We start from the raw sequence: 20,103 nt of genomic DNA, 5'->3' as shown, positions 1-20,103 counted from the left end.
CGGATGCATGACAACGCCGCGATCCCCACTCCGGCAGACCCTGCCCGCCAGCCCAAGCTGCTGGAGCGCATGCGCATTCACCTGCGCACGCGGCATTACAGCATTCGCACGGAAGAAGCCTATATCGACTGGGCGCGCCGCTTCATTCTGTTTCATGGCAAGCGGCACCCACAGGACATGGGCGCGGTGGAGGTGGAAGCGTTTTTGAGCCATCTGGCGCTGGACAGGCAGGTATCGGCATCCACACAGAACCAGGCCAAGGCGGCGATTCTGTATCTGTATAAGCAGGTGCTGCAGATCGAATTGCCCTGGCTCGATGAAGTGGTGCAGGCCAAGCGGCCCCGCCGTTTGCCGGTGGTGTTGACGCCCAGTGAGGTGCGTGAGTTGCTGTTGCACGTGGATGGCACGGCGGGGCTGGTGGCGCAACTGCAGTATGCACGGGCATGCGGCTGATGGCGGCAGTGCGTCTGCGCGTGAAGGACGTGGAGTTTGCGAGGCGCGAAATCATCGTGCGCGAGGGCAAGGGCAACAAGGGTCGCATCACGGTGCTGCCCGAGAACCTGATAGCCCCCTTGCAGGCGCAGTTGCAAAAAGCGCGAGCCTTGCATGAAAAGGATGTGGCGGCGGGCCTGCCGGGCGTGCATTTGCCGCATGCGCTGGCGGTGAAGTATCGGCAGGCTGACAAAAGCTGGGCCTGGCAGTGGGTGTTTCCGTCGCCGGTGCGTTCCACCGACCCGCGCCCGGATGCGCGCACGGGCGAACTGCTGGAGCGGCGCCGCCATATCTATCCAGAATCGGTGCAGCGCGTGGTGCGGGCGGCGGCGCGGCGGGCGCAGATCGCCAAGCCGGTGTCGCCGCACGTGCTGCGGCATTCGTTTGCCACGCATCTGCTGCAATCGGGCTATGACATCCGGCACGGTGCAGGAACTGCTGGGCCATGCCGATGTAAGTACCACCATGGTTTATACGCATGTGCTCAACAAGAGCGGGCGCGGCATTTTGAGCCCGCTCGATGCGCTATAAAACAACAAAGGCCCATTACCGGGCCTTTGTTGTTTGGTGGGCAGCGCCATGGCGGCGCTGGTTTGGCACGCTTTACGCCAATTCGCTGACCGGCACGCAACTGCAGAACAGATTGCGGTCGCCGTAGACGTTGTCCACGCGGCCCACGGGGCTCCAGTACTTCGCCCCGCGCAGGCTGGCGACGGGGTAGGCGGCGGCCTCGCGCGTGTAGGGGTGCGCCCAGTCGCCCGCGAGCAGGCTGGGGGCGGTGTGCGGGGCGTTCTTGAGCGGGTTGTCATCCTGCGGCCAGGTGCCGCTCTCGACCTGGCGGATCTCCTCGCGGATGGCGATCATCGCGTCGATGAAGCGGTCGATCTCGGCCAGGGTTTCGCTCTCGGTGGGCTCCACCATGAGCGTGTTGGCCACGGGGAAGCTCAGCGTGGGCGCGTGGAAGCCGTAGTCGATCAGGCGCTTGGCCACGTCCTCGGCCATTACGCCGCTGGTTTCCTTGAGCTGGCGCAGGTCCAGGATGCACTCGTGCGCCACGTGGCCGTTGGCCGAGGCGTACAGCGTGGGGTAGTGGTCCTTGAGGCGCGCGCTGATGTAGTTGGCGCTGAGGATGGCGGCTTCGGTGGCGGCCGTCAGGCCCTCGGCGCCCATCATGCGGATGTACATCCACGAGATCGGCAGCACGGCGGCGTTGCCCAGGGGCGCAGCCGATACCGCGCCCACGGCGCCGTTGCCGCCCGCCAGGCCCGCGGTGGCGTGGCCGGGCAGGTAGGGCACGAGGTCTTCCACCACGCACACCGGGCCCACGCCGGGGCCGCCGCCGCCGTGCGGGATGCAGAAGGTCTTGTGCAGGTTCAGGTGGCTCACGTCGCCGCCGAACTCGCCGGGCGCGGCCACGCCGACCAGGGCGTTCATGTTGGCGCCGTCCACGTACACGCGGCCGCCGTGCTGGTGCACGATCTGGCACAGCGCCTTCACCTGGGTCTCGAACACGCCGTGCGTGCTGGGGTAGGTGATCATCACGCAGGCGAGGTCCTGGCTGTGCTGCTCGCACTTGGCCTGCAGGTCGGCCATGTCCACGTTGCCGTTCTCATCGCACTTGGTGACGACGACCTGCATGCCCACCATCTGCGCGCTGGCCGGGTTGGTGCCGTGGGCGCTGCTGGGGATCAGGCAGACGGTGCGGTGGCCCTGGCCCTGCGCGGCGTGGTAGGCCTTGATGGCCAGCAGGCCCGCGTATTCGCCCTGGCTGCCGGCGTTGGGCTGCAGGCTCACGCCGGCGTAGCCCGTGGCCTGGCACAGCCAGGCGCGCAGCTGTTCATCGAGCTGGCGGTAGCCCGCGAGTTGGTCGGCGGGCGCGAAGGGGTGCACCTGGGCGAACTCGGGCCAGGTGATGGGGATCATCTCGCTGGTGGCGTTGAGCTTCATGGTGCACGAGCCCAGCGGGATCATGCTGCGGTCCAGCGCCAGGTCCTTGTCGCTCAGTGCGCGGATGTAGCGCAGCATGCCGGTTTCGCTGTGGTGCGTGTTGAACACCGGGTGCGTGAGGAAACTGCTGGTGCGGCGCAGTTCGGCAGGGATGAGGTCGTTGCCGTCGTCGAGCGCCTCGATGCCGGGGAGCGGCTGGCCGTCCTTGGCGAAGATGCTCCAGAGCAGTTCGATGTCGGCGCGCGTGGTGGTTTCGTCCAGCGAGATGCACAGGTAGTCGCCCCACGCCTTGCGCAGGTTGGCGCCCTTGGCGACTGCGCGGGCGGCGATCGCATCGGTAGCGCCGTCGGTCTTGAGGCACAGCGTGTCGAACGCCGTGGTGTGGTGCTGCGCGGTGTAGCCGAGCTGCGCCAGGCCCCGGCTCAGGATGGCCGTGAAGCGCGCCACGCGCCGCGCGATGCGCGCCAGGCCGTCGGGGCCGTGGTAGACGGCGTACATGCTGGCGATGACGGCGGGCAGCACCTGCGCGGTGCAGATGTTGGAGGTGGCCTTCTCGCGGCGGATGTGCTGCTCGCGCGTCTGCAGCGCGAGGCGGTAGGCGCTCTGGCCGTGCACGTCCACGCTCACGCCGACGAGGCGGCCGGGCAGGCTGCGCTTGAACTCGTCGCGGCAGGCCATGTAGGCGGCGTGCGGGCCGCCCGCGCCCATGGGCATGCCGAAGCGCTGCGTGGTGCCCACGACGATGTCGGCGCCCATTTCGCCCGGCGTTTTCAGCAGCGCCAGCGCCAGCAGGTCGGCGGCGAAGATGGCGGCAGCGCCCCGTGCGTGGATCCTGTCCACCTCGGCGCTCCAGTCCATCAGCCAGCCGCTGCTGGCGGGGTACTGGATGAGGGCAGCGAAGTAGTCGTCGGCGGCGATGGCGGCGTCCCACTCGGCGGCGGAGTTGGCGAGCTTGACCGACAGGCCCAGCGGCGCGGCACGGGTTTGCATCACCTCGATGGTCTGCGGGTGCGCGTCGCCGCTCACCACGATGGCGCTGCCCTTGGCCTTGACGGAGCGGCGCGCCAGCGTCATGGCCTCGGCGGCGGCCGTGGCCTCGTCGAGCATGGAGGCGTTGGCGATCGGCATGCCCGTCAGGTCGCACACCATGGTCTGGAAGTTGACCAGCGCCTCCATGCGGCCCTGCGAGATCTCGGCCTGGTAGGGCGTGTAGGCGGTGTACCAGGCCGGGTTCTCCAGGACGTTGCGCAGGATGACGCCGGGCGTGTGCGTGCCGTAGTAGCCCTGGCCGATGAAGCTCCTGAGCACCTGGTTCCTGCCCGCGATGGCCCGGAGCTCGGCCAGCGCCTGCGCCTCGGTGGCCGGGGGGCAGGTCCATGGGCTGCGCGCGCGCGATGGAGCGCGGCACGATGGAGTCGATCAGCGCGCGGCGCGAGGCCTCGCCGATCACCGACAGCATGTGCGCTTCGTCCTGGGCGTCGATGCCGATGTGGCGGGGCTGGAATTCGGCCGCGTTTTCCAGCGCGGCAAGGGGCAGGGCGGCGGGCATCTGCATGGGGGACCGATCTCGATGGCTATGGAAAAAGGAGCTGCTTGCGCTTGATATGCAAGGGTTTCAGGTGCTTTCTACTCTGAAACCCTTGATTGAGAAGCGCGAGTAGCTATGGTTTTTGAAGTGGCGGGCTCAGGCGCTGGCGGCGAAGGCGGTGTAGGCCGTTTCGTCCATCAGGCCGGCGAGTTGGCCGGCGTCGGCCAGCTTCACCTTGAAGAACCAGCCTGCGCCCAGCGGGTCGCTGTTGGCCAGCGACGGATCGGCGCGCAGGGCCTCGTTGACTTCGACGATCTCGCCGGCCACGGGCATGTATACGTCGGCTGCGGCCTTCACCGACTCGACCACGCCGGCCACGTCGCCCTGCGCGAAGGTGGTGCCCACGGCGGGCAGGTCCACGAACACCACGTCGCCCAGCGCATCCTGCGCGTGGACGGTGATGCCGACGACGGCCGCTGCCGGGTCGGCGGCGTTGATCCATTCATGGTCCTTGGAAAACTGGATGCTCATGGGGGCTCCGTAAGAAAGTGGGAAGAAAAAGAGGGATTCGAGAAAGGCCAGCGCGCACTTTAGCCGCGCTTGCCGGCCGCGTTTGTCAGCCGCGGTAGTAGCGCGTCGGCACGAAGGGGGTGGCCGCCACCTCCATCGGCACGGCCTTGCCGCGCACGATGGCGTTCACGCGCGTGCCCACGGCCGCGAAGGCGGGCGCCACGTAGGCCAGGGCGATGGGCTTGTCGGCCGTGGGGCCCAGCAGGCCGCTGGTTACCTCGCCGATGCGCTGGCCGTCCTCGCTTTGCAGCTCGGTGTGCTCGCGCACGGGCACGCGCTCCAGCGCGATGAGGCCCACGCGCTTCCTCGCGAGGCTGGCGGGGGTGTCGATCTGCGCCAGCACCTTGTCCGCGCCGGGAAAGCCGCCCGCGCGCGCGCCGCCCGTGCGGCGCACCTTCTGGATGGCCCAGTTCAGCGCGGCCTCCGGCGGGGTGGTGGTGGTGTCGATGTCGTTGCCGTACAGGCACAGCCCGGCCTCCAGGCGCAGCGAGTTGCGCGCGCCCAGGCCGATGGGCTTGACTTCGGGCTGGGCGAGCAGCGCGCGCGCCAGGGCCTCGGCCTGGGCTGCGGGCACGGAGATCTCGAAGCCGTCCTCGCCCGTGTAGCCGCTGCGCGTGACGAAGCAGGGCGCGCCGGCGATGGTGAAGTGGCCGCCGGTCATGAACACCAGCTGCTCCACGCCGGGCGCAAGCCGCGCCAGCGCCGTGGCGGCCTGCGGGCCCTGCAGTGCGAGCAGGGCCTGGTTGGGCAGCGGTCGCACTTCGCAGCGCTGGCCGATGCGCGCCTGGATGTGGGCGATGTCGCCGCCCTTGCACGCGCCGTTGACGATCACGAACAGCGTGTCGTTGCCCTGGTTGAAGAACATCAGGTCGTCGATGATGCCGCCCTCGTCGTTCAGCAGCAGCCCGTAGCGCTGCTTGCCCACGGGCAGATCGACCACGTCCACGGGCATCAGCGTCTCGAACGCGGCCGCGGCATCGGGGCCGACCAAATGGAGCTGGCCCATGTGCGACACGTCGAACAGGCCCGCCGCCGTGCGCGTGTGGTGGTGCTCGGCCATCAGACCGGAGGGGTACTGCACGGGCATGGAATAGCCCGCGAAGGGCACCATGCGGGCGCCCAGTTCGATGTGCAGGGCGTTGAGGGGGTGGTGAGCAGGTCGGACATGGCAGTGGCGAAGGCAAATGGTGGAGCGATCTCTCGATCGCCGATTTGCCCCGCTGTCCGCTTTACCTGAGAGATTCACCCCGCCTGCATGGCATGTCGCGGGGCTTGCTCCTTCGGTGGGCCGCATGCTGCGCTGCGGCCTCTCTCCAGCAAGGGAAACGCCCGCATCCCTGCGGGCGTGTCGCCAGTCCTTTTGCCTGAGCGTTCGGCTGCTGCCTGCGCCTTCGGCGGCTTCCCTGGAGAAGCTCTCTCCTGGCGGGATGTGATTCTAGCCGCTAGCGCGCGTACACCAGGTCGCGCAGGAACAGCGAGATCGACGGCACGTAGGTGATGACCATCAGGCACGCCAGGATCACGCCCACGAAGGGCAGCAGGTGGCTGATGATGCGGTCCAGCGAGATGCGTGCCACCGTGCAGGCCGCGAACAGGTTCACGCCGAAGGGCGGGGTGATCATGCCCAAGGCCAAGTTCACCACCATGATCAGGCCGAAGTGCACCGGGTCGATGCCGAAGTGCATCGCCACCGGCGCCAGGATGGGCGCGAGCACGATGATGGCGGCGCTGGTCTCGATGAACATGCCGATCACGAACAGCGCCGCGTTCACGCCCAGCAGGAACAGGGCGGGGCTTTGCAGCACCTCCTGCAGCCAGCGGCCGATGGCGTCGGGCACGCCCGCGCGCGTGATGAGGAAGGCGAACAGCCCGGCGTTGGCGATGATGAACATGATCACCGCCGACGAGATGGCCGACTTGCGCAGGATGGCGTAGAGGTCCTTCACCCCGATTTCGCGGTAGATCAGCATGCCGACCACCAGCGCATAGAACACGGCCACGGCCGATGCCTCGGTGGGCGTGAACACGCCGCCGTAGATGCCGCCCAGAATGATGACGGGCATCAGCAGCGCCCAGCCGGCCTGCAGCAGGGCCTTGCCGAAGGGCATGCGGCCGTCGCCGTCATGCTTGCCCCAGCCCTTCCACTTGCAATACACCCACACGAACAGCATGAGCGCGCCGCTGATCAGGATGCCGGGGCCGAAGCCGGCGATGAACAGCTCGCCGATCGACACCTCGGCGCTCACGCCGTAGAGGATCATGGGGATGGACGGCGGGATGATCACGCCCAGCTCGGCGCTGGTGGCCTGCAGCGCGGCGGCGTAGCTCGTGGGATAGCCGTGCTTGATGAGCGCGGGAATCAGGATGGCGCCGATGGCGAATGTGGTCGCCACCGACGAGCCCGACACGGCCGCGAAGATCATGCAGGTGAGCACGCAGGTCATGGGCAGGCCGCCCTGCACGCCGCCGACGATGCTCTTGGCGAACTCCACGAGCCGGCGCGAGATGCCGCCGGTCTCCATGAGGTTGCCCGCCAGGATGAAGAAGGGGATGGCCGCCAGCGGGAACTTGTTGATCGAGGTGAACATTTCCTTCACCGCGATCAGCATGTTGGCATTGGCCGCCTGGATGCCCAGGATGGACGCGAGGCCGATGGACACGGCCACGGAAATGGTGAGCGCGAAGCACAGCACCATGGTCGAAATCATCACGGCGGTCATTGCGCGGTCTCCAGTTCTTCACGGCGCGGGTCGAGCAGGTTGCCCACGATGCCGGGAATGCAGAACAGCCCCCCACCGGAATGGCGAGATACGCCCAGAACATGGACACCGACTCCAGCCCGGCCATGGTCTGCACGCCGCCGCGCTGGGCGTAGTCCCAACCCCACCAGATCAGCACGCCGATGAGGGCGAGCGCAGCCAGGCACACCACCCAGTCGAGCGCGCGGCGGATGGCGGGCGGGCTCCAGCGGTAGAGCACGTCCACGCTGACCATGGCGCCCTGGCGGAAGGCCAGGGGGATGGCGAGGAACACCATCCAGATGAGGCTGAAGCGGATCAGCACCTCGGTCCATTCGGCGGGTTCCTCGAAGACGAAGCGCATCAGGATCTGGAACATGCCGAGCGCCGAGGCGATCGCCAGCATGGCGCAGGCGCCCGCCATGGCGATGCCCGTGCTCCAGCGTTCCAATGTGAGAAAGGCGTTTTTCATGAAAGAAAAAGCCCGCTGGCGCTATACCGGCGGGCGTGAATAGCTATCGAAAATGAAGCGGCAAGAGCTTACTTGTAGTTGCGGATCTTGTCGAGGTTGGCCTTGCCGAAGTCCTTCTCGAACTGCGCGTTCACGGGGGCCAGGGCTGCCACGAACTTGGACTTGTCCAGGTCGTCGATCACCGTCATGCCCTTGGAGCGCAGGTCGGCCACGCCCTTGGCGTCGTCCTCGTCCACGCGGGCGCGGTTGGCCTTGGTGCCTTCCTTGGCGGCTTCGAGGAAGGCCTGCTTGTCGGCGGCCGAGAGCTTGTCGAACACTGCCTTGTTCATCACGAAGATGCAGGGCGAGTACACGTGGCCGGTGAGCGACAGGTGCTTTTGCACCTGGTCGAACTTGGCCGAAATGATGACGGGCAGCGGGTTCTCCTGCCCATCCACCGTGCCCTGCTGCAGGGCGGTGAACACCTCGGGGAAGGCCATGGGCGTGGTGATGATGCCGAAGCCCTTGTACGCGGCGATGTGCACGGGGTTTTCCATCGTGCGCATCTTCAGGCCCTTGAGGTCCTCGGGGCCCTTCACGTCGCGCTTGCTGTTGGTCATGTGGCGGAAGCCGTTTTCCGCCCAGGCCAGGGCCTTGAAGCCCTTGGCGTCGAACTTGGCCAGCAGGTCCTGGCCGATCGGGCCGTCGAGCACGGCGCGTGCATGTGCCTTGTCGCGGAACAGGAAGGGCACGTCCAGGATCTTGGTCTCGGGCACGAAGTTGGGGATGGGGCCGGTGGAGCTGAAAGCCAGCTCCTGGGTGCCGAGCTGCACGGACTCGATGGATTCGCGCTCGCCGCCCAGCGACCCGTTGTAGAAGGTCTGCACCTTGTAGCGGCCGCCGGTGCGCTTCTCGACTTCCTTGGCGAAGGTGTCGATGGCTACGCCCTGGTGCGAGTTCTGCGCCACCGAGATGCTGATGCGCATGGTGGTTTGCGCATAGGCGGTGGCGGTGATACCCAGTGCCAAGCCCAGGCCCAGCGCGAGTTTGGTCAATTGCATGCTCTCTCCTGTCGATGTGCGTGAATCCATAATTACGGGAAAATTATGGCGGTGCAGCATGGCCATCGCCATCCGGGTTTCTGCTGGGATGGTGGCGAAGAGAGCAGGGAGGGGAGGTCTTGCCAAGCCCCCGCCCGGCGGTAACCGGGCGGGGTCTCGTCAATGTCGTGCGCCCCGGTAAGAGCGCCTTGATGCGGCAAGTATGCGTTCCACGAGGCGGATGGATTTGCTGAATTTCTCCTATGTTTATGCATTTGCAGAAAATTTTTCTGCAGAACGCGCTTTGAAGGAATAATCGGGCGCATGGACCGCCTCGACCGAAAAATCCTCTCCGTCCTGCAGGCCGATGCGCGCGCCAGCCTGCAGGAGATCGGCGCCGCCGTGGGCCTGAGCCCCTCGCCCTGCTGGGGGCGCATCAAGAAGATGGAAGAGGCCGGCGTGATCGAGGGCTACACCGTGCGCCTCAACCCGCAGGCGCTGGACCTCGCCGACACGGTGCTGGTGCAGGTGACGCTGGACAGCCACTCCGACAACACGCTGGAGAAGTTCGGCGAGGTGCTCGCGAGCATCCCCGAAGTGGTGGAGGCGCATCTTGTTTCGGGCGACTACGACTACCTGCTGCGCGTGGTGGTCAAGGACACGCGCGACTACGAGCGCCTGCTGCGCGAGAAGCTCTACAAGATCAAGGGCATACGCCACAGCCGCTCCAGCTTTGTGTTGCGCACGCTGAAGAAGGCCGATCTGCCGCTCGGGGTTTAGAGAAAAATTGGCCTCTAGCGCTTGCCTGACAAGCGCTGGCAGCTATCAAAAGGGGAGCTTCAGCCGAGCAGCAGCGCGTCGTCGGCGAGCTTCTCGCCGCGCACCTTCTCGAACATCTTCAGCAGGTCGGGCACGTCCAGGCGCGCGCGCTCGTCGCCCGACACGTCCAGCACCACCTGGCCCTGGTGCAGCATCACCGTGCGCTGGCCCACGTCCAGCGCCTGGCGCATGCTGTGCGTGACCATCATGGTGGTGAGCTGGTTCTCGGACACGATGCGCGCGGTGAGCTGCAGCACGAAGTCGGCCGTGCGCGGGTCGAGCGCGGCGGTGTGCTCGTCCAGCAGCAGGATGCGCGAGGGCTGCAGCGCGGCCATGAGCAGGCTCACGGCCTGGCGCTGGCCGCCCGAGAGCAGGCCGATGCGGTCGGTCAGGCGGTTCTCCAGCCCGAGGCCCAGCGTGGCCAGGCGGTCGCGGAACAGCGCGCGCTCGGACTGCTTCACGGCCCCGCGCAGGCTGCGGCGCGTGCCGCGCTGCTGGGCCAGGGCCATGTTCTCCTCGATGGTCAGGTCTTCGCAGGTGCCGGCCATCGGGTCCTGGAATACGCGCGCCACGCGCTGGGCACGCGACCACACGGGCTGGCGCGTCACGTCCTGCCCGTCGATGGCGATGCGGCCGGTGTCCACCCCCAGGTCGCCTGAGATGGCGTTGAGGAAGGTGGACTTGCCCGCACCGTTGGAGCCGATCACGGTGACGAACTGGCCCGCGGGGATGTCCAGCGACATGCCGCGCAGCGCGCGCGTCTCGATGGGCGTGCCGGGGTTGAAGGTGATGTGCAGGTCTTGGGCGCTCAGCATGGCGATTCCTTTCAGCGGCGCGCAGCCAGCTTGCGCTTGAGCTGGGGAATGACGAGTGCGATGGTCACGAGCACGGCGGTGACCAGGTTCAAGTCCTGCGCCTTGAGGCCGATGAAGTCGCTGTTGAGCGCCAGCGCGATGAAGAAGCGGTAGACGATGGCGCCGATGATGACGGCCAGCGTGGCCAGCACCAGTTTGCGCGAAGGCAGGATGCTCTCGCCCACGATGACCGCCGCCAGGCCGATGACGATGGTGCCGATGCCCATGGAAATGTCGGAGCCGCCCTGCGTCTGCGCGAAGAGGGCGCCGGCCAGCGCCACCAGCGCGTTCGACACCGCCATGCCCAGCAGCACCATGGCGCCGGTGTTGATGCCCTGTGCGCGCGCCATGCGTGCGTTGGAGCCCGTGGCGCGGATGGCCAGGCCCCGCTCGGTGGAGAAGAACCAGTCCATCGCCAGCTTGGCCGCCACCACGATCACCAGCAGCAGCAGGGGGCGCGACCAGTAGTCCTCCAGCCCCGGCGGCTGCAGCAGGGTGAACAGCGTGTCGTCGTTGATCAGCGGCACGTTGGGCCCGCCCATGATGCGCAGGTTGATGGAGTACAGCGCGATCATCATGAGGATGGAGGCCAGCAGGTCCATGATCTTCAGGCGCACGTTGAGCCAGCCCGTGGCGAGGCCTGCCACCGCGCCCGCCGCCGCTGCGGCCGCAGTGGCCACGTAGGGGTTGGTGCCCGAGGAGATCAGGATGGCGCAGACCGCGCCGCCCAGCGGGAAGCTGCCGTCCACCGTCAGGTCGGGAAAGCGCAGCAGCCGGAACGAGATGAACACGCCCAGCGCGACGAGGCTGAAGATCAGGCCGATCTCGACGGCCCCGAGCAGGGAAAAGAGTGACATGAGCAGCGGCGGCGTTCGGGGAAAACAAAACAGGAGCCGCATGCGGCTCCTGCGTCTACAAGACTTGCGACTTTACTGGATCACCTGGGCGGCGGACTTCACCAGCGATTCGGGCAGCTTCACGCCCTGCTTCTCGGCCGCGCCGGGGTTCACGTACAGCTCCATCTTGGTGCTGATCTCGGGCTTGATGTCGCCGGGCTGCTCGCCCTTGAGGAGGCGCACCACCATGCGGCCGGTCTGCTCGCCCAGGTCGCGGTAGTTGATGCCCAGGGCGGCGATGGCGCCGCGCTTGACGCTGTCGGTGTCCGATGCGACCAGCGGCAGCTTGGCCTCCTGGCCCACCTTCACGAGCGCCTCGTAGGCCGAGACGACGTTGTTGTCGGTGTTGGTGTAGATCACGTCGGCCTTGCCGATCAGGCTGCGCGCGGCGCTGCCCACGTCCACGGAGCGGGGGGCGGAGGCTTCCACCAGCGTCATGCCCAGCTTGGGCAGCAGCGCCTTGAGTTCCTTGACCACCACCACCGAGTTCGCCTCGCCGGGGTTGTAGACCATGCCCACGCGCTTGGCACCGGGCACGACCTGCTTGAGCAGGTCCATCTGCTTGTCCAGCGCCAGCAGGTCGGACACGCCGGTCACGTTGGTCTTGGAGGGCTCCCAGCTCTTGACGAGCTTGGCGGCCACGGGGTCGGTCACGGCGGAGAACACCACGGGCACGCTCTTGGTGGCGGCCACCACGGCCTGGGCCGAGGGCGTGGCGATGGCGACGATGGCGTCGGGCTTGTCGCCCACGAACTTGCGCGCGATCTGCGCGGCCGTGCCGGTGTTGCCCTGCGCGCTCTGGTATTGCCACTTGAGGTTCTTGCCTTCCTCGAAGCCGGCGGCCTTGAGGGCGTCCTTCACGCCGTCGCGCACCGAATCCAGGGCCGGGTGCTCGACGATGGCCGTGATGGCCACGGACTTCTGCTGCGCGTGGGCTGCGGGGGCGAGGGCGGCGATTGCCAGTGCGAATGCGCCCAGCGGCGCCCAGGACAAGCTCTTCATTTCTATTCCATCTCCAATGTGGTCTGAGGGGCCGCCCCGGGATGCGGGGCGGACGGGGCGCAAGTCTACAGGCTGGGCAGCCTGGGCACGGGTTGAAGACCGGATCGACCGCTTGCGCCCATGCAGCAAGCGCTGGCAGCTATCTTTTGGGTAGCGGCCGGCGCTCACATGCCCGAGTAGTTCGGCCCGCCGCCGCCCTCGGGCGTGACCCAGACGATGTTCTGCGTCGGGTCCTTGATGTCGCAGGTCTTGCAGTGCACGCAGTTCTGCGCGTTGATCTGCAGGCGCTGGGCATTGCCGCCCTGGGCCTCGTCGGGCACGAACTCGTACACGCCGGCGGGGCAGTAGCGCGCCTCGGGGCCGGCGTATTTCGCCAGGTTCACGTTCACTGGCACGCTCGCGTCTTTGAGCGTGAGGTGCGCGGGCTGGTCCTCGGCGTGGTTGGTGTTGCTGATGAACACGCTGGAGAGGCGGTCGAAGGTCAGCTTGCCGTCGGGCTTGGGGTAGACGATGGGCTTGCACTCGGCCGCCGGCTTGAGGTAGGCGTGGTCGGGCGTGTCGCGGTGCAGCGTCCAGGGGATGTGGCCCTTGAGCACGAACTGCTCGATGCCGTTCATGACCGTGGCGGTGAACAGGCCCTTCTTGAACCAGGCCTTGAAGTTGCGGGCCTTGTTGAGTTCCGTATAGAGCCAGCTCGCCTCGAAGGCGCGGGGGTAGGCGGCCAGCTCGTCGTGCTGGCGGCCGGCCGTGATGGCCTCGTAGGCCGCCTCGGCGGCCAGCATGCCGGTCTTGATGGCGGCGTGGCTGCCCTTGATGCGGCTCACGTTCAGGAAGCCCGCGTCGCAGCCCACCAGCGCGCCGCCGGGGAACACGAACTTGGGCAGGCTCATGAGGCCGCCGGCCGTGATGGCGCGCGCGCCGTAGCCCAGGCGCTTGGCGGGCTTGATGCCCTTGGACTCGTCGCCCTCCAGGTACCAGCGGATGTTGGGATGCGTCTTCCAGCGCTGCATCTCCTCGAAGGGGCTCAGGTAGGGGTTGCTGTAGTCCAGCCCGGTGATGAAGCCCAGCGTGACCTTGTTGTCCTCCATGTGGTAGAGGAAGGCGCCGCCGTAGGTCTTGCTGTCCATGGGCCAGCCGGCGGTGTGCAGCACGAAGCCGGGCTGGTGGCGCTTGGAGTCGATCTCCCACAGCTCCTTGACGCCGATGCCGTAGGTCTGCGGGTCGCGTCCCTCGTCGAGCTGGTAGCGCGCGATGAGCTGCTTGCCCAGGTGGCCGCGCGCGCCTTCGGCGAAGATGGTGTACTTGGCATGCAGCTCCATGCCGAGCTGGAAGTCGCCGGTGGGCTCGCCGTCCTTGCCCACGCCCATGTTGCCGGTGGCCACGCCCTTGACGGAGCCGTCGTCGTTGTAGAGCACCTCGGCGGCGGCGAAGCCCGGGAAGATCTCCACGCCCAGGCTCTCCGCCTGCTCGGCCAGCCAGCGCACCACGTTGCCCAGGCTGACGATGTAGTTGCCGTGGTTCTGGAAGCACTCGGGCAGCACGAAGTTGGGCGTGCGCAGCGACGATTGCTCGCCCAGGAAGACCATCGCGTCGTCGGTCACGGGCTGGTTCAGGGGGGCGCCCTTGGCTTTCCAGTCGGGGATCAGCTCGGTGAGCGCGCGCGGGTCCATGATGGCGCCCGAGAGGATGTGCGCGCCGGGTTCGGAGCCTTTTTCGAGCACGACGACGGAGACGTCCTGTCCGTTCGTTGCGGCCATCTGCTTGAGGCGGATGGCCGTGGCCAGCCCGCCCGGGCCGCCGCCGACCACCACCACGTCGTATTCCATGGCTTCGCGCGGGCCGTAGGTGCTGAGGATCTCGTCGTTCGTCATGGGTGTCTCTTTTCGCTTCGATAATTGTGAAAACGTGCGAACGGCCCCGCGGGGAGCGGCAGTCCGGCTTGCGGCCGATTGTATTCACCGCTGCTGCAGAAAATCGCACGATCGTTCCATTTTGTGCCGCAGGGGAGACAACGGCCGCGTGCCGTGCGCCCGGGCGCCCGGGCGCCCACGCACACCCTAACCCATGAAGATAGACATTCCCGAACGCAAGAAGCTGGTCCTGGAAACGCGCTTTCCCGTGCGCTGGGGCGACATGGACGCCATGGGCCACGTGAACAACGCGGTGTACTTCCGCTACATGGAAACCGCGCGCATCGACTGGATGGTGTCCGTGGGCTGCAACCCGGGCCCTCAGGGCCAGGGGCCGGTGGTGGTCAACGCGTTCTGCAACTTCCACCGCCAGTTCGCCTACCCGGACGAGGTGCTGCTCAAGCTGTATGTGAGCGACCCGGGCCGCACCACGTTCGAGACCTGGGCGACCATGGAGCGCGCCGCCGAGCCCGGCGTGGTGTGCGCCGCGGGCGGGGCCACGGTCATCTGGGTGGACTTTCTTCTGCAGAAGGCGGCCACGCTGCCCGGCTGGCTGCGCGCGGTGGTGGAGTGACTATGCGGGCTGGAGCACCAGCCGCGCCTCGAAACCGCTGCTGCGGCCCTCCAGCGGGGAGGTGAGCGTGAGCCGCGCGTCGTGCTTGTGCGCGATGGTGGCCACGATGGACAGTCCGAGCCCGTAGCCCGCGCGGTCCGCGCTCTGGCGCACGTGGCGCTGCTGCAGGGTCTGCAGCCGGTCGGGCCCCACGCCGGGGCCGTGGTCGCGCACCGCGAGCACGGGGCCGGGGCCCACGACGATCTCCACGGGGCTCCGGGGTGCGTAGTTCAGCGCGTTTTCCACCAGGTTGCGCAGCGCGATCGCCAGGGCGTCGAAATCGCCCAGGGCCATGGGCGCGCCGGCCTCGCCGGCCGTGGTGAGGTCGAGCCGGTCGGCCGCACGCTCCTCCTGCCAGAACTCCTGCGCCACCGTGGCGGCCAGCCGGGCCAGGTCCACGGGATGGCGGGCGAGGGGCGCGCTGGATTCGGCGCGCGAGAGCTGCAGCAGCTTCTCGGTGCGGTGGCTCAGGGTCTGCAGCGCATCCACGGCGGCCTGCACGTCCGCACGGTGCAGGCCGTGCTCCAGCGCGGTCTGCAGCCGCAGGCGGGCGGTGGCCAGCGGGGTGCGCAGCTCGTGGGCGGCGTTGGCGGCCAGCGCGCGTTCCACGTCCAGCGCCTGGTCCAGGCGCTCCAGCAGCAGGTTCACGTCTTCACCCACGGCCTGCAGCTCGGCCGGCAGGCCCGCCAGCGCCAGCGGGCGCAGGTCGCCGCCGCCGCGCTCACCGATCTGCCGCTGCAGTCGCTCCAGCACCTTCAGCTCGCGCGTAGCGACGCCGGGCAGGGCCCAGGCGAGCGCCGCGAGCGCGATGACGGCGGCCACCAGCAGCACCAGCAGGGTTTCGCGCCATTCGTGGTTGCGCTCCGACAGCGGGTCGGCCAGCAGGAAGAAGAGCGCCTGCCGGGGGTGGCGCACCACGTGCAGGCGCCATTCTTTCGTGTCGTGGAAGCCTGGGGCCAGGGGCGCGGCCAGCACCTGCGCGGGGGCCTGGCGCGAGCGCAGCAGCACGTTCCCCTGCGCATCCGCGATCTGGTAGACCAGTGGGGCATCGGGAAACAGCGGCTCGTCGGCGATCACCGGCTGCCCCGCGGCAGCGCCGGGCGCGGCGCGCTGGAGCTGGAACATGGCCACGTCGAACATGCGGTGCGCGCTCTCGGCCAGCTCGGCGTCGAAGTTCTCCTCGATCTCGTGGTTCAAATAGAAGGCGACGGCCAGCACGCACAGCACCCACACCAGGGCCAGCCGCAGCACCAGCGCGCGCGCCAGCCGGTGCGCCAGGGTGGAGGTTGTCATGCGGCGCCCGGCCCGCCCAGCGCCAGCCGGTAGCCCAGGCCGCGCAGCGTCTCGATGTGCTCGCGCCCGAGCTTGCGCCGCAGGCGGCTGATGAACACCTCCAGCGTGTTGCTGTCGGTCTCGTCGCCCCAGCCGTAGAGGGCGTCCTGCAGGTTCTCGCGCGTGTGGATGCGGCCGGGGCGCGTGGCCAGCACGCGCAGCAGGGCCCATTCCTTGTGCGTCAGCGCGATGGGCACGCCGGCGCGGCGCACCTGCTCGCGCGCCAGGTCGATCTGCAGGTCGCCCAGCGCCAGCACCGGTGCGTCGGCGGCGCCGCGGCGGCGCTCCACGGCGCGCAGGCGCGCCAGCAGCTCGCCGGGGTCGTAGGGCTTGATGAGGTAGTCGTCCGCGCCCGCGTCCAGCCCGCGGATGCGGTCGCTGACCTGGTCGCGCGCGGTGAGCACGATGACGATGGGGCGCTCCTGCAGCGCGCGCACCTGCGGCAGCAGGGCCAGGCCGTCGCCGTCGCTCAGGTGCAGGTCCAGCAGCACGGCGGCGTAGCGGGCGGTGCGCAGCAGGGCGCCGGCCTGCGCGAGGCTGGGCGCAGCGTCCACCACGAAGGCCTTGGCGCGCAGGTAGCCGCACACGGCGTCGGACAGGGCCAGATCGTCTTCGACCAGCAGCACACGCATGGGGGTTCCGAGGGGTTGTCTTGCCAGCGGCGAGTGTAGTGGGGCGCCCGTTCAGGGGGCGTTCAGGCGTGGCTCCTAGGCTCGCGCGCATGCTCCATTCTTCCCGGCGCAGGCTTGCGCTGACGCTGCTGCTGCTCGTGCCCCTCCTTGCCTGGGATGCCTCGGGCCTCGATCTGCCCCTGGCCCGCCTGTTCGGCACCGCCCAGGGCTTTGCCTGGAGCGGCCAGCCGGCTTTCGTGCTGCTGCTGCACAAGCTGCCGCGCGCCCTCAGCACGGCCGCGGTGCTGGCGCTGGCGTGGGGCGTCTGGCGGCCCTGGGGCTTTCTGCGCGCGCTGCCGGCGGCGGACCGGTGCCAGCTCGTGCTCTCCGTCGTCCTGGCGATGGTGGCTGTCACCGCGCTCAAGCGGCTGTCGGCCACGAGCTGCCCGTGGGACCTGGCGGAGTTCGGCGGCGTGGCGCGCTATGTGTCGCACTGGCATTGGGGCGTGTACGACCAGGGGCCGGGGCATTGCTTCCCGGCGGGCCATGCCTCGGCGGGGTTCGGCTTCGTGGCCGGCTGGTTCGTGCTGCGCCGTGCCGTGCCGCGCCTGGCAGGGCCCTGGCTGGCGGCGGCGCTGGCGTTCGGCTGCGTGCTGGGGCTGGCGCAGCAGGTGCGTGGCGCGCACTACATGAGCCACACGCTCTGGTCGGCCTGGGCCTGCTGGGTGGCGGGGCTGCTGGTGGAGGAGGCCGTGCAGGCCTGGCGGCGCGCTCCCGCCATGGCGGATACAAAGCTGAACGGAACCTGAGCGCGGCATTCAGCGACGCTTCAGCGCCGGAAAAGACGATGGCGCGATGCTCCGTTTCGCCGCCGCTCCCGCCAACGCCTCCCCCTTCTCCGCGCACCACAGGCTGATCCAGCCGCTGCAGGCTTGCCTGCGCCGCATCGACGGCTGGATGGCCGCGCCGCTGTCGGCCCAGCAGGCGGTGCTGCGCCTGTCGCTGTACCTGGTGCTCGCGGCCAACTGGCCGCTGTGGCTGCAGGTGGCGCGCATCGGCGGCGGGCCGGGTGCCGTGCTGCGCACCAGCGCGGCCCTGGCGGTGCTGGTCGCCTGCGGCATGGCGGCCATCCTGGCGTTCACTGCCTGGACGCGCGGAATGAAGCTGCTCTGGTGGCTGGTGGCGCTGGTGGCTGCGCTGGCGCAGCACTACATGCTGACCTACGGCGTGGTGATGGACCCCGGCATGGCCGCCAACGTGCTCCAGACCGACGTGCGCGAGGCGGCGGACCTGATCGGCCCGCGCATGCTGGTGTCCGTGGCGGCCGTGATGCTGCTGCCCACCTGGTGGCTGCTGCGCCTGCGCATCCCCGCCATGCGGCCGCTGCGCCAGGCGGGGCGCAACGCGGGGCTGCTGGTGCTGGCGCTGGCCATGGCGGCGGGCACGGTGGCGGCCACCGCGCGCGACCTGGCGCCGCTGATGCGCAACCACCCCCAGCTGCGCTACCTCATGAACCCGCTGGCCAGCCTGTATTCCACGGCCGCTGCCGCCGTGCGGCCCGCCTTGGCGCGCAACCGCGCGCTGCTGCCCATGGCGCAGGGCGCGGCGCTGGGCGCCACGCATGCGGCCGGCGCGCGGCCGCTGCTGTTCGTGCTGGTGGTGGGCGAGACGGCGCGGGCCGACCACTTCGGCCTCAACGGCTACGGCCGCGACACCACGCCCGCGCTGGCGGCGCGCGACGTGCTGAGCTGGCGCAACGTGCGCTCGTGCGGCACCAGCACGCTGGCGTCGGTGCCGTGCATGTTCTCGCCGCTGGGCAAGGACGCGTTCGAGTCGCGCAAGGACGATACCGAGAACCTGCTGGACGTGGTGCAGGCCGCCGGCCTGGCCGTGCTCTGGCTGGACAACCAGTCCGGCTGCAAGGGCGTGTGCGACCGCGTGCCGAACGCCTTCGCCTCCGAGGGCCTGCCGCGCGAGGCGCGTGCCGCCCTGTGCCCGGGTGGCGAATGCGGCGACGAGGCGATGCTGCACGGCCTGGACGAGCGCCTGGCCGCCTTGCCCGCCGGGCAGCGTGCGCGGGGCGTGTTGCTGGTGCTGCACCAGATGGGCAGCCACGGGCCGGCGTACTACAAGCGCTCCACCGCGCAGGCCAAGCGCTTCCTGCCCGAGTGCCGCACCGAGGTGCTGGCCGACTGCGCGCATGGCGAGCTGGTCAACGCCTATGACAACTCCATTGCCGCCACCGACGCCTTCCTGGGGCGCACCATCGACTGGCTGCGCGCCCAGTCGGCGCGCTACGACACGGGCCTGCTGTACCTGAGCGACCACGGCGAGTCGCTGGGCGAGTACGGGCTGTTCCTGCACGGCATGCCTTACAGCGTGGCGCCCGATGTGCAAAAGCACGTGCCCATGGTGGCGTGGCTGGACGCATCGCTCGCGCGCCGCGAGGGCTTGTCTACCGCCTGCCTGCGCGCGGGGGGCGATGCGGCGCTGACGCATGACCATCTGTACCACACGGTGCTGGGGGTGTTGGATGTGCGTTCGCCTACCTATCAGTCTGCGCTGGATGCCTTTGCGGGATGTAGGGAGTAAAAATGGGCTCTGGCGCTTATTTGGCAAGCGCGAATAGCTCTCTTTTTTGAGTCTTTGCTTTGGGTTGTGACGTTGTCGGCCGGGATGTGCGCCCGGCGGCGCAGTAACTTTCTTTCGTCTCGCCGAAAGAAAGTCACCAAAGAAAGGGCGACCCTACTGCCCGTGTCCCTCCGCTGCGCTGCGGGCAACCTGCGATGCTCGGACGCGGGGCGTGCCGCAGAACTCGCTGCGCGCTGCGCGCTCCGCTCAAACAACTGCGGCAAGTCAGTTCACGAAGCATGGGCGCTCCGACGCCCATGCCGCCCCGCGCCCTGCGCCTCTCGGCACGGCCAGAAGGGAACCCGGCGACTCGGGCCATCGCTGCGCTCGGCTTGGCCTTCGCGGCGCGAAGCGCCTGCGCGTTGGGGGCCGAGCGCAGCGATGGCCCGGATCGTCCCCTACCCCTGTGGCTGCGCCTGCGGCGAGGGGCTTGCGGGGTGTGCATGGGCGTCGGAGCGCCCATGCTTTGTTGTCTAGCTCGCCGTGGCTGTTTGAACGGAGCGCCGCAGGCGCGCAGTGAGTTCCACGGCGCACCCCGCAAGCCCCTCGCCGCAGGTTTGCCCCGTAGCGCAGCGAAGGGGTCGCAGACTTGGGGCGTGCTTCTTTTGCCTCCTTTTCTTGCACGAGCAAGAAAAGGAGGTCGCCCGCCGGCGAGTCCCGGCTAGCGAC

General features: G+C 68.6%; 15 protein-coding genes, 3 pseudogenes and 2 riboswitches. Of the genes and pseudogenes, 6 read left to right on the top strand and 12 right to left on the bottom strand.

Annotated features, from left to right (window positions below; translation table 11 throughout):
* Nucleotides 1-3 precede the first annotated feature (3 nt).
* A pseudogene (locus AAG689_RS10780) lies at nt 4-1,023 on the top strand (integron integrase).
* Nucleotides 1,024-1,095: 72 nt separating this feature from the next.
* Here AAG689_RS10780 and gcvP read toward each other — a convergent pair.
* From gcvP to AAG689_RS10755, 5 genes and pseudogenes are all read right to left on the bottom strand, one after another.
* A pseudogene (gcvP, locus tag AAG689_RS10775) lies at nt 1,096-3,994 on the bottom strand (aminomethyl-transferring glycine dehydrogenase).
* 129 nt (nt 3,995-4,123) lie between these two features.
* Nucleotides 4,124-4,498 (bottom strand): glycine cleavage system protein GcvH, encoded by a 375-nt coding sequence (gene gcvH, locus AAG689_RS10770; RefSeq protein WP_406625925.1) that lies wholly within the window; start codon nt 4,496-4,498, stop codon nt 4,124-4,126.
* Between the two features lie 85 nt (nt 4,499-4,583).
* On the bottom strand, nt 4,584-5,723 hold the full coding sequence (gene gcvT / locus AAG689_RS10765) for a glycine cleavage system aminomethyltransferase GcvT (RefSeq protein ID WP_406626326.1): 1,140 nt from the start codon (nt 5,721-5,723) through the stop codon (nt 4,584-4,586).
* A 24-nt stretch (nt 5,724-5,747) separates the two neighbouring features.
* Nucleotides 5,748-5,864, bottom strand: a riboswitch (glycine riboswitch).
* 15 nt (nt 5,865-5,879) lie between these two features.
* Nucleotides 5,880-5,969, bottom strand: a riboswitch (glycine riboswitch).
* Nucleotides 5,970-5,979: 10 nt separating this feature from the next.
* Nucleotides 5,980-7,257 (bottom strand): TRAP transporter large permease, encoded by a 1,278-nt coding sequence (locus tag AAG689_RS10760; protein ID WP_406625924.1) that lies wholly within the window; start codon nt 7,255-7,257, stop codon nt 5,980-5,982.
* A pseudogene (locus AAG689_RS10755) lies at nt 7,254-7,654 on the bottom strand (TRAP transporter small permease). Before AAG689_RS10755 ends, AAG689_RS10760 begins: the two are co-directional and overlap by 4 nt.
* Here AAG689_RS10755 and AAG689_RS10750 point away from each other — a divergent pair.
* The gene (locus AAG689_RS10750; protein ID WP_406626411.1) at nt 7,557-7,790 is read left to right on the top strand and encodes a hypothetical protein; all 234 of its coding nucleotides are present in this window, start codon (nt 7,557-7,559) and stop codon (nt 7,788-7,790) included. The pseudogene AAG689_RS10755 and the gene AAG689_RS10750 sit on opposite strands and share 98 nt — an antisense overlap.
* A 25-nt stretch (nt 7,791-7,815) precedes the next feature.
* On the opposite strand, the gene AAG689_RS10745 is transcribed toward AAG689_RS10750, so the two are convergent.
* A complete protein-coding gene (locus AAG689_RS10745; protein WP_406625923.1) occupies nt 7,816-8,787 on the bottom strand; it encodes a TRAP transporter substrate-binding protein in 972 nt (323 codons plus the stop codon).
* Nucleotides 8,788-9,090: 303 nt separating this feature from the next.
* On the opposite strand from AAG689_RS10745, the gene AAG689_RS10740 reads away from it, so the two are divergent.
* A complete protein-coding gene (locus AAG689_RS10740; RefSeq protein WP_020230283.1) occupies nt 9,091-9,546 on the top strand; it encodes an Lrp/AsnC family transcriptional regulator in 456 nt (151 codons plus the stop codon).
* 59 nt (nt 9,547-9,605) lie between these two features.
* Here the strand turns inward: AAG689_RS10740 and AAG689_RS10735 are convergent, their stop codons facing one another.
* The 4 genes from AAG689_RS10735 to AAG689_RS10720 form a co-directional block, all read right to left on the bottom strand.
* Nucleotides 9,606-10,400, bottom strand: coding sequence for an ABC transporter ATP-binding protein (locus AAG689_RS10735; RefSeq protein WP_406625922.1), 795 nt, complete (start codon nt 10,398-10,400; stop codon nt 9,606-9,608).
* An 11-nt stretch (nt 10,401-10,411) separates the two neighbouring features.
* Nucleotides 10,412-11,296 (bottom strand): ABC transporter permease, encoded by an 885-nt coding sequence (locus AAG689_RS10730; RefSeq protein ID WP_034691476.1) that lies wholly within the window; start codon nt 11,294-11,296, stop codon nt 10,412-10,414.
* Nucleotides 11,297-11,368: 72 nt separating this feature from the next.
* A complete protein-coding gene (locus AAG689_RS10725) occupies nt 11,369-12,337 on the bottom strand; it encodes an ABC transporter substrate-binding protein (protein ID WP_406625921.1) in 969 nt (322 codons plus the stop codon).
* Between the two features lie 164 nt (nt 12,338-12,501).
* Nucleotides 12,502-14,208 (bottom strand): electron transfer flavoprotein-ubiquinone oxidoreductase, encoded by a 1,707-nt coding sequence (locus AAG689_RS10720; RefSeq protein WP_406625920.1) that lies wholly within the window; start codon nt 14,206-14,208, stop codon nt 12,502-12,504.
* A gap of 193 nt (nt 14,209-14,401) precedes the next feature.
* On the opposite strand from AAG689_RS10720, the gene AAG689_RS10715 reads away from it, so the two are divergent.
* A complete protein-coding gene (locus tag AAG689_RS10715; protein WP_406625919.1) occupies nt 14,402-14,821 on the top strand; it encodes an acyl-CoA thioesterase in 420 nt (139 codons plus the stop codon).
* Here AAG689_RS10715 and AAG689_RS10710 read toward each other — a convergent pair whose 3' ends face one another.
* Nucleotides 14,822-16,153 carry a sensor histidine kinase gene (locus AAG689_RS10710; RefSeq protein WP_406625918.1) on the bottom strand — a complete coding sequence of 444 codons (1,332 nt, stop codon included), beginning with the start codon at nt 16,151-16,153 and terminating at the stop codon, nt 14,822-14,824. It abuts the gene before it with no gap.
* The gene (locus tag AAG689_RS10705) at nt 16,150-16,824 is read right to left on the bottom strand and encodes a response regulator transcription factor (protein ID WP_020230290.1); all 675 of its coding nucleotides are present in this window, start codon (nt 16,822-16,824) and stop codon (nt 16,150-16,152) included. Before AAG689_RS10705 ends, AAG689_RS10710 begins: the two co-directional genes overlap by 4 nt.
* Before the next feature lie 89 nt (nt 16,825-16,913).
* On the opposite strand from AAG689_RS10705, the gene AAG689_RS10700 reads away from it, so the two are divergent.
* Both AAG689_RS10700 and AAG689_RS10695 read left to right on the top strand, forming a co-directional pair.
* Entirely contained in the window at nt 16,914-17,612 is a 699-nt protein-coding gene (locus tag AAG689_RS10700; protein ID WP_406625917.1) for a phosphatase PAP2 family protein, read from the top strand.
* Between the two features lie 46 nt (nt 17,613-17,658).
* A complete protein-coding gene (locus AAG689_RS10695) occupies nt 17,659-19,395 on the top strand; it encodes a phosphoethanolamine transferase (protein WP_406625916.1) in 1,737 nt (578 codons plus the stop codon).
* Nucleotides 19,396-20,103 lie beyond the last annotated feature (708 nt).

It is taken from the genome of Acidovorax sp. SDU_ACID1 (assembly GCF_045291395.1).
GTDB lineage: Bacteria > Pseudomonadota > Gammaproteobacteria > Burkholderiales > Burkholderiaceae_C > MR-S7.
The sequence above is the reverse complement of the archived record's forward strand: the minus strand, read 5'-3'. Positions and strand labels throughout refer to the sequence as shown.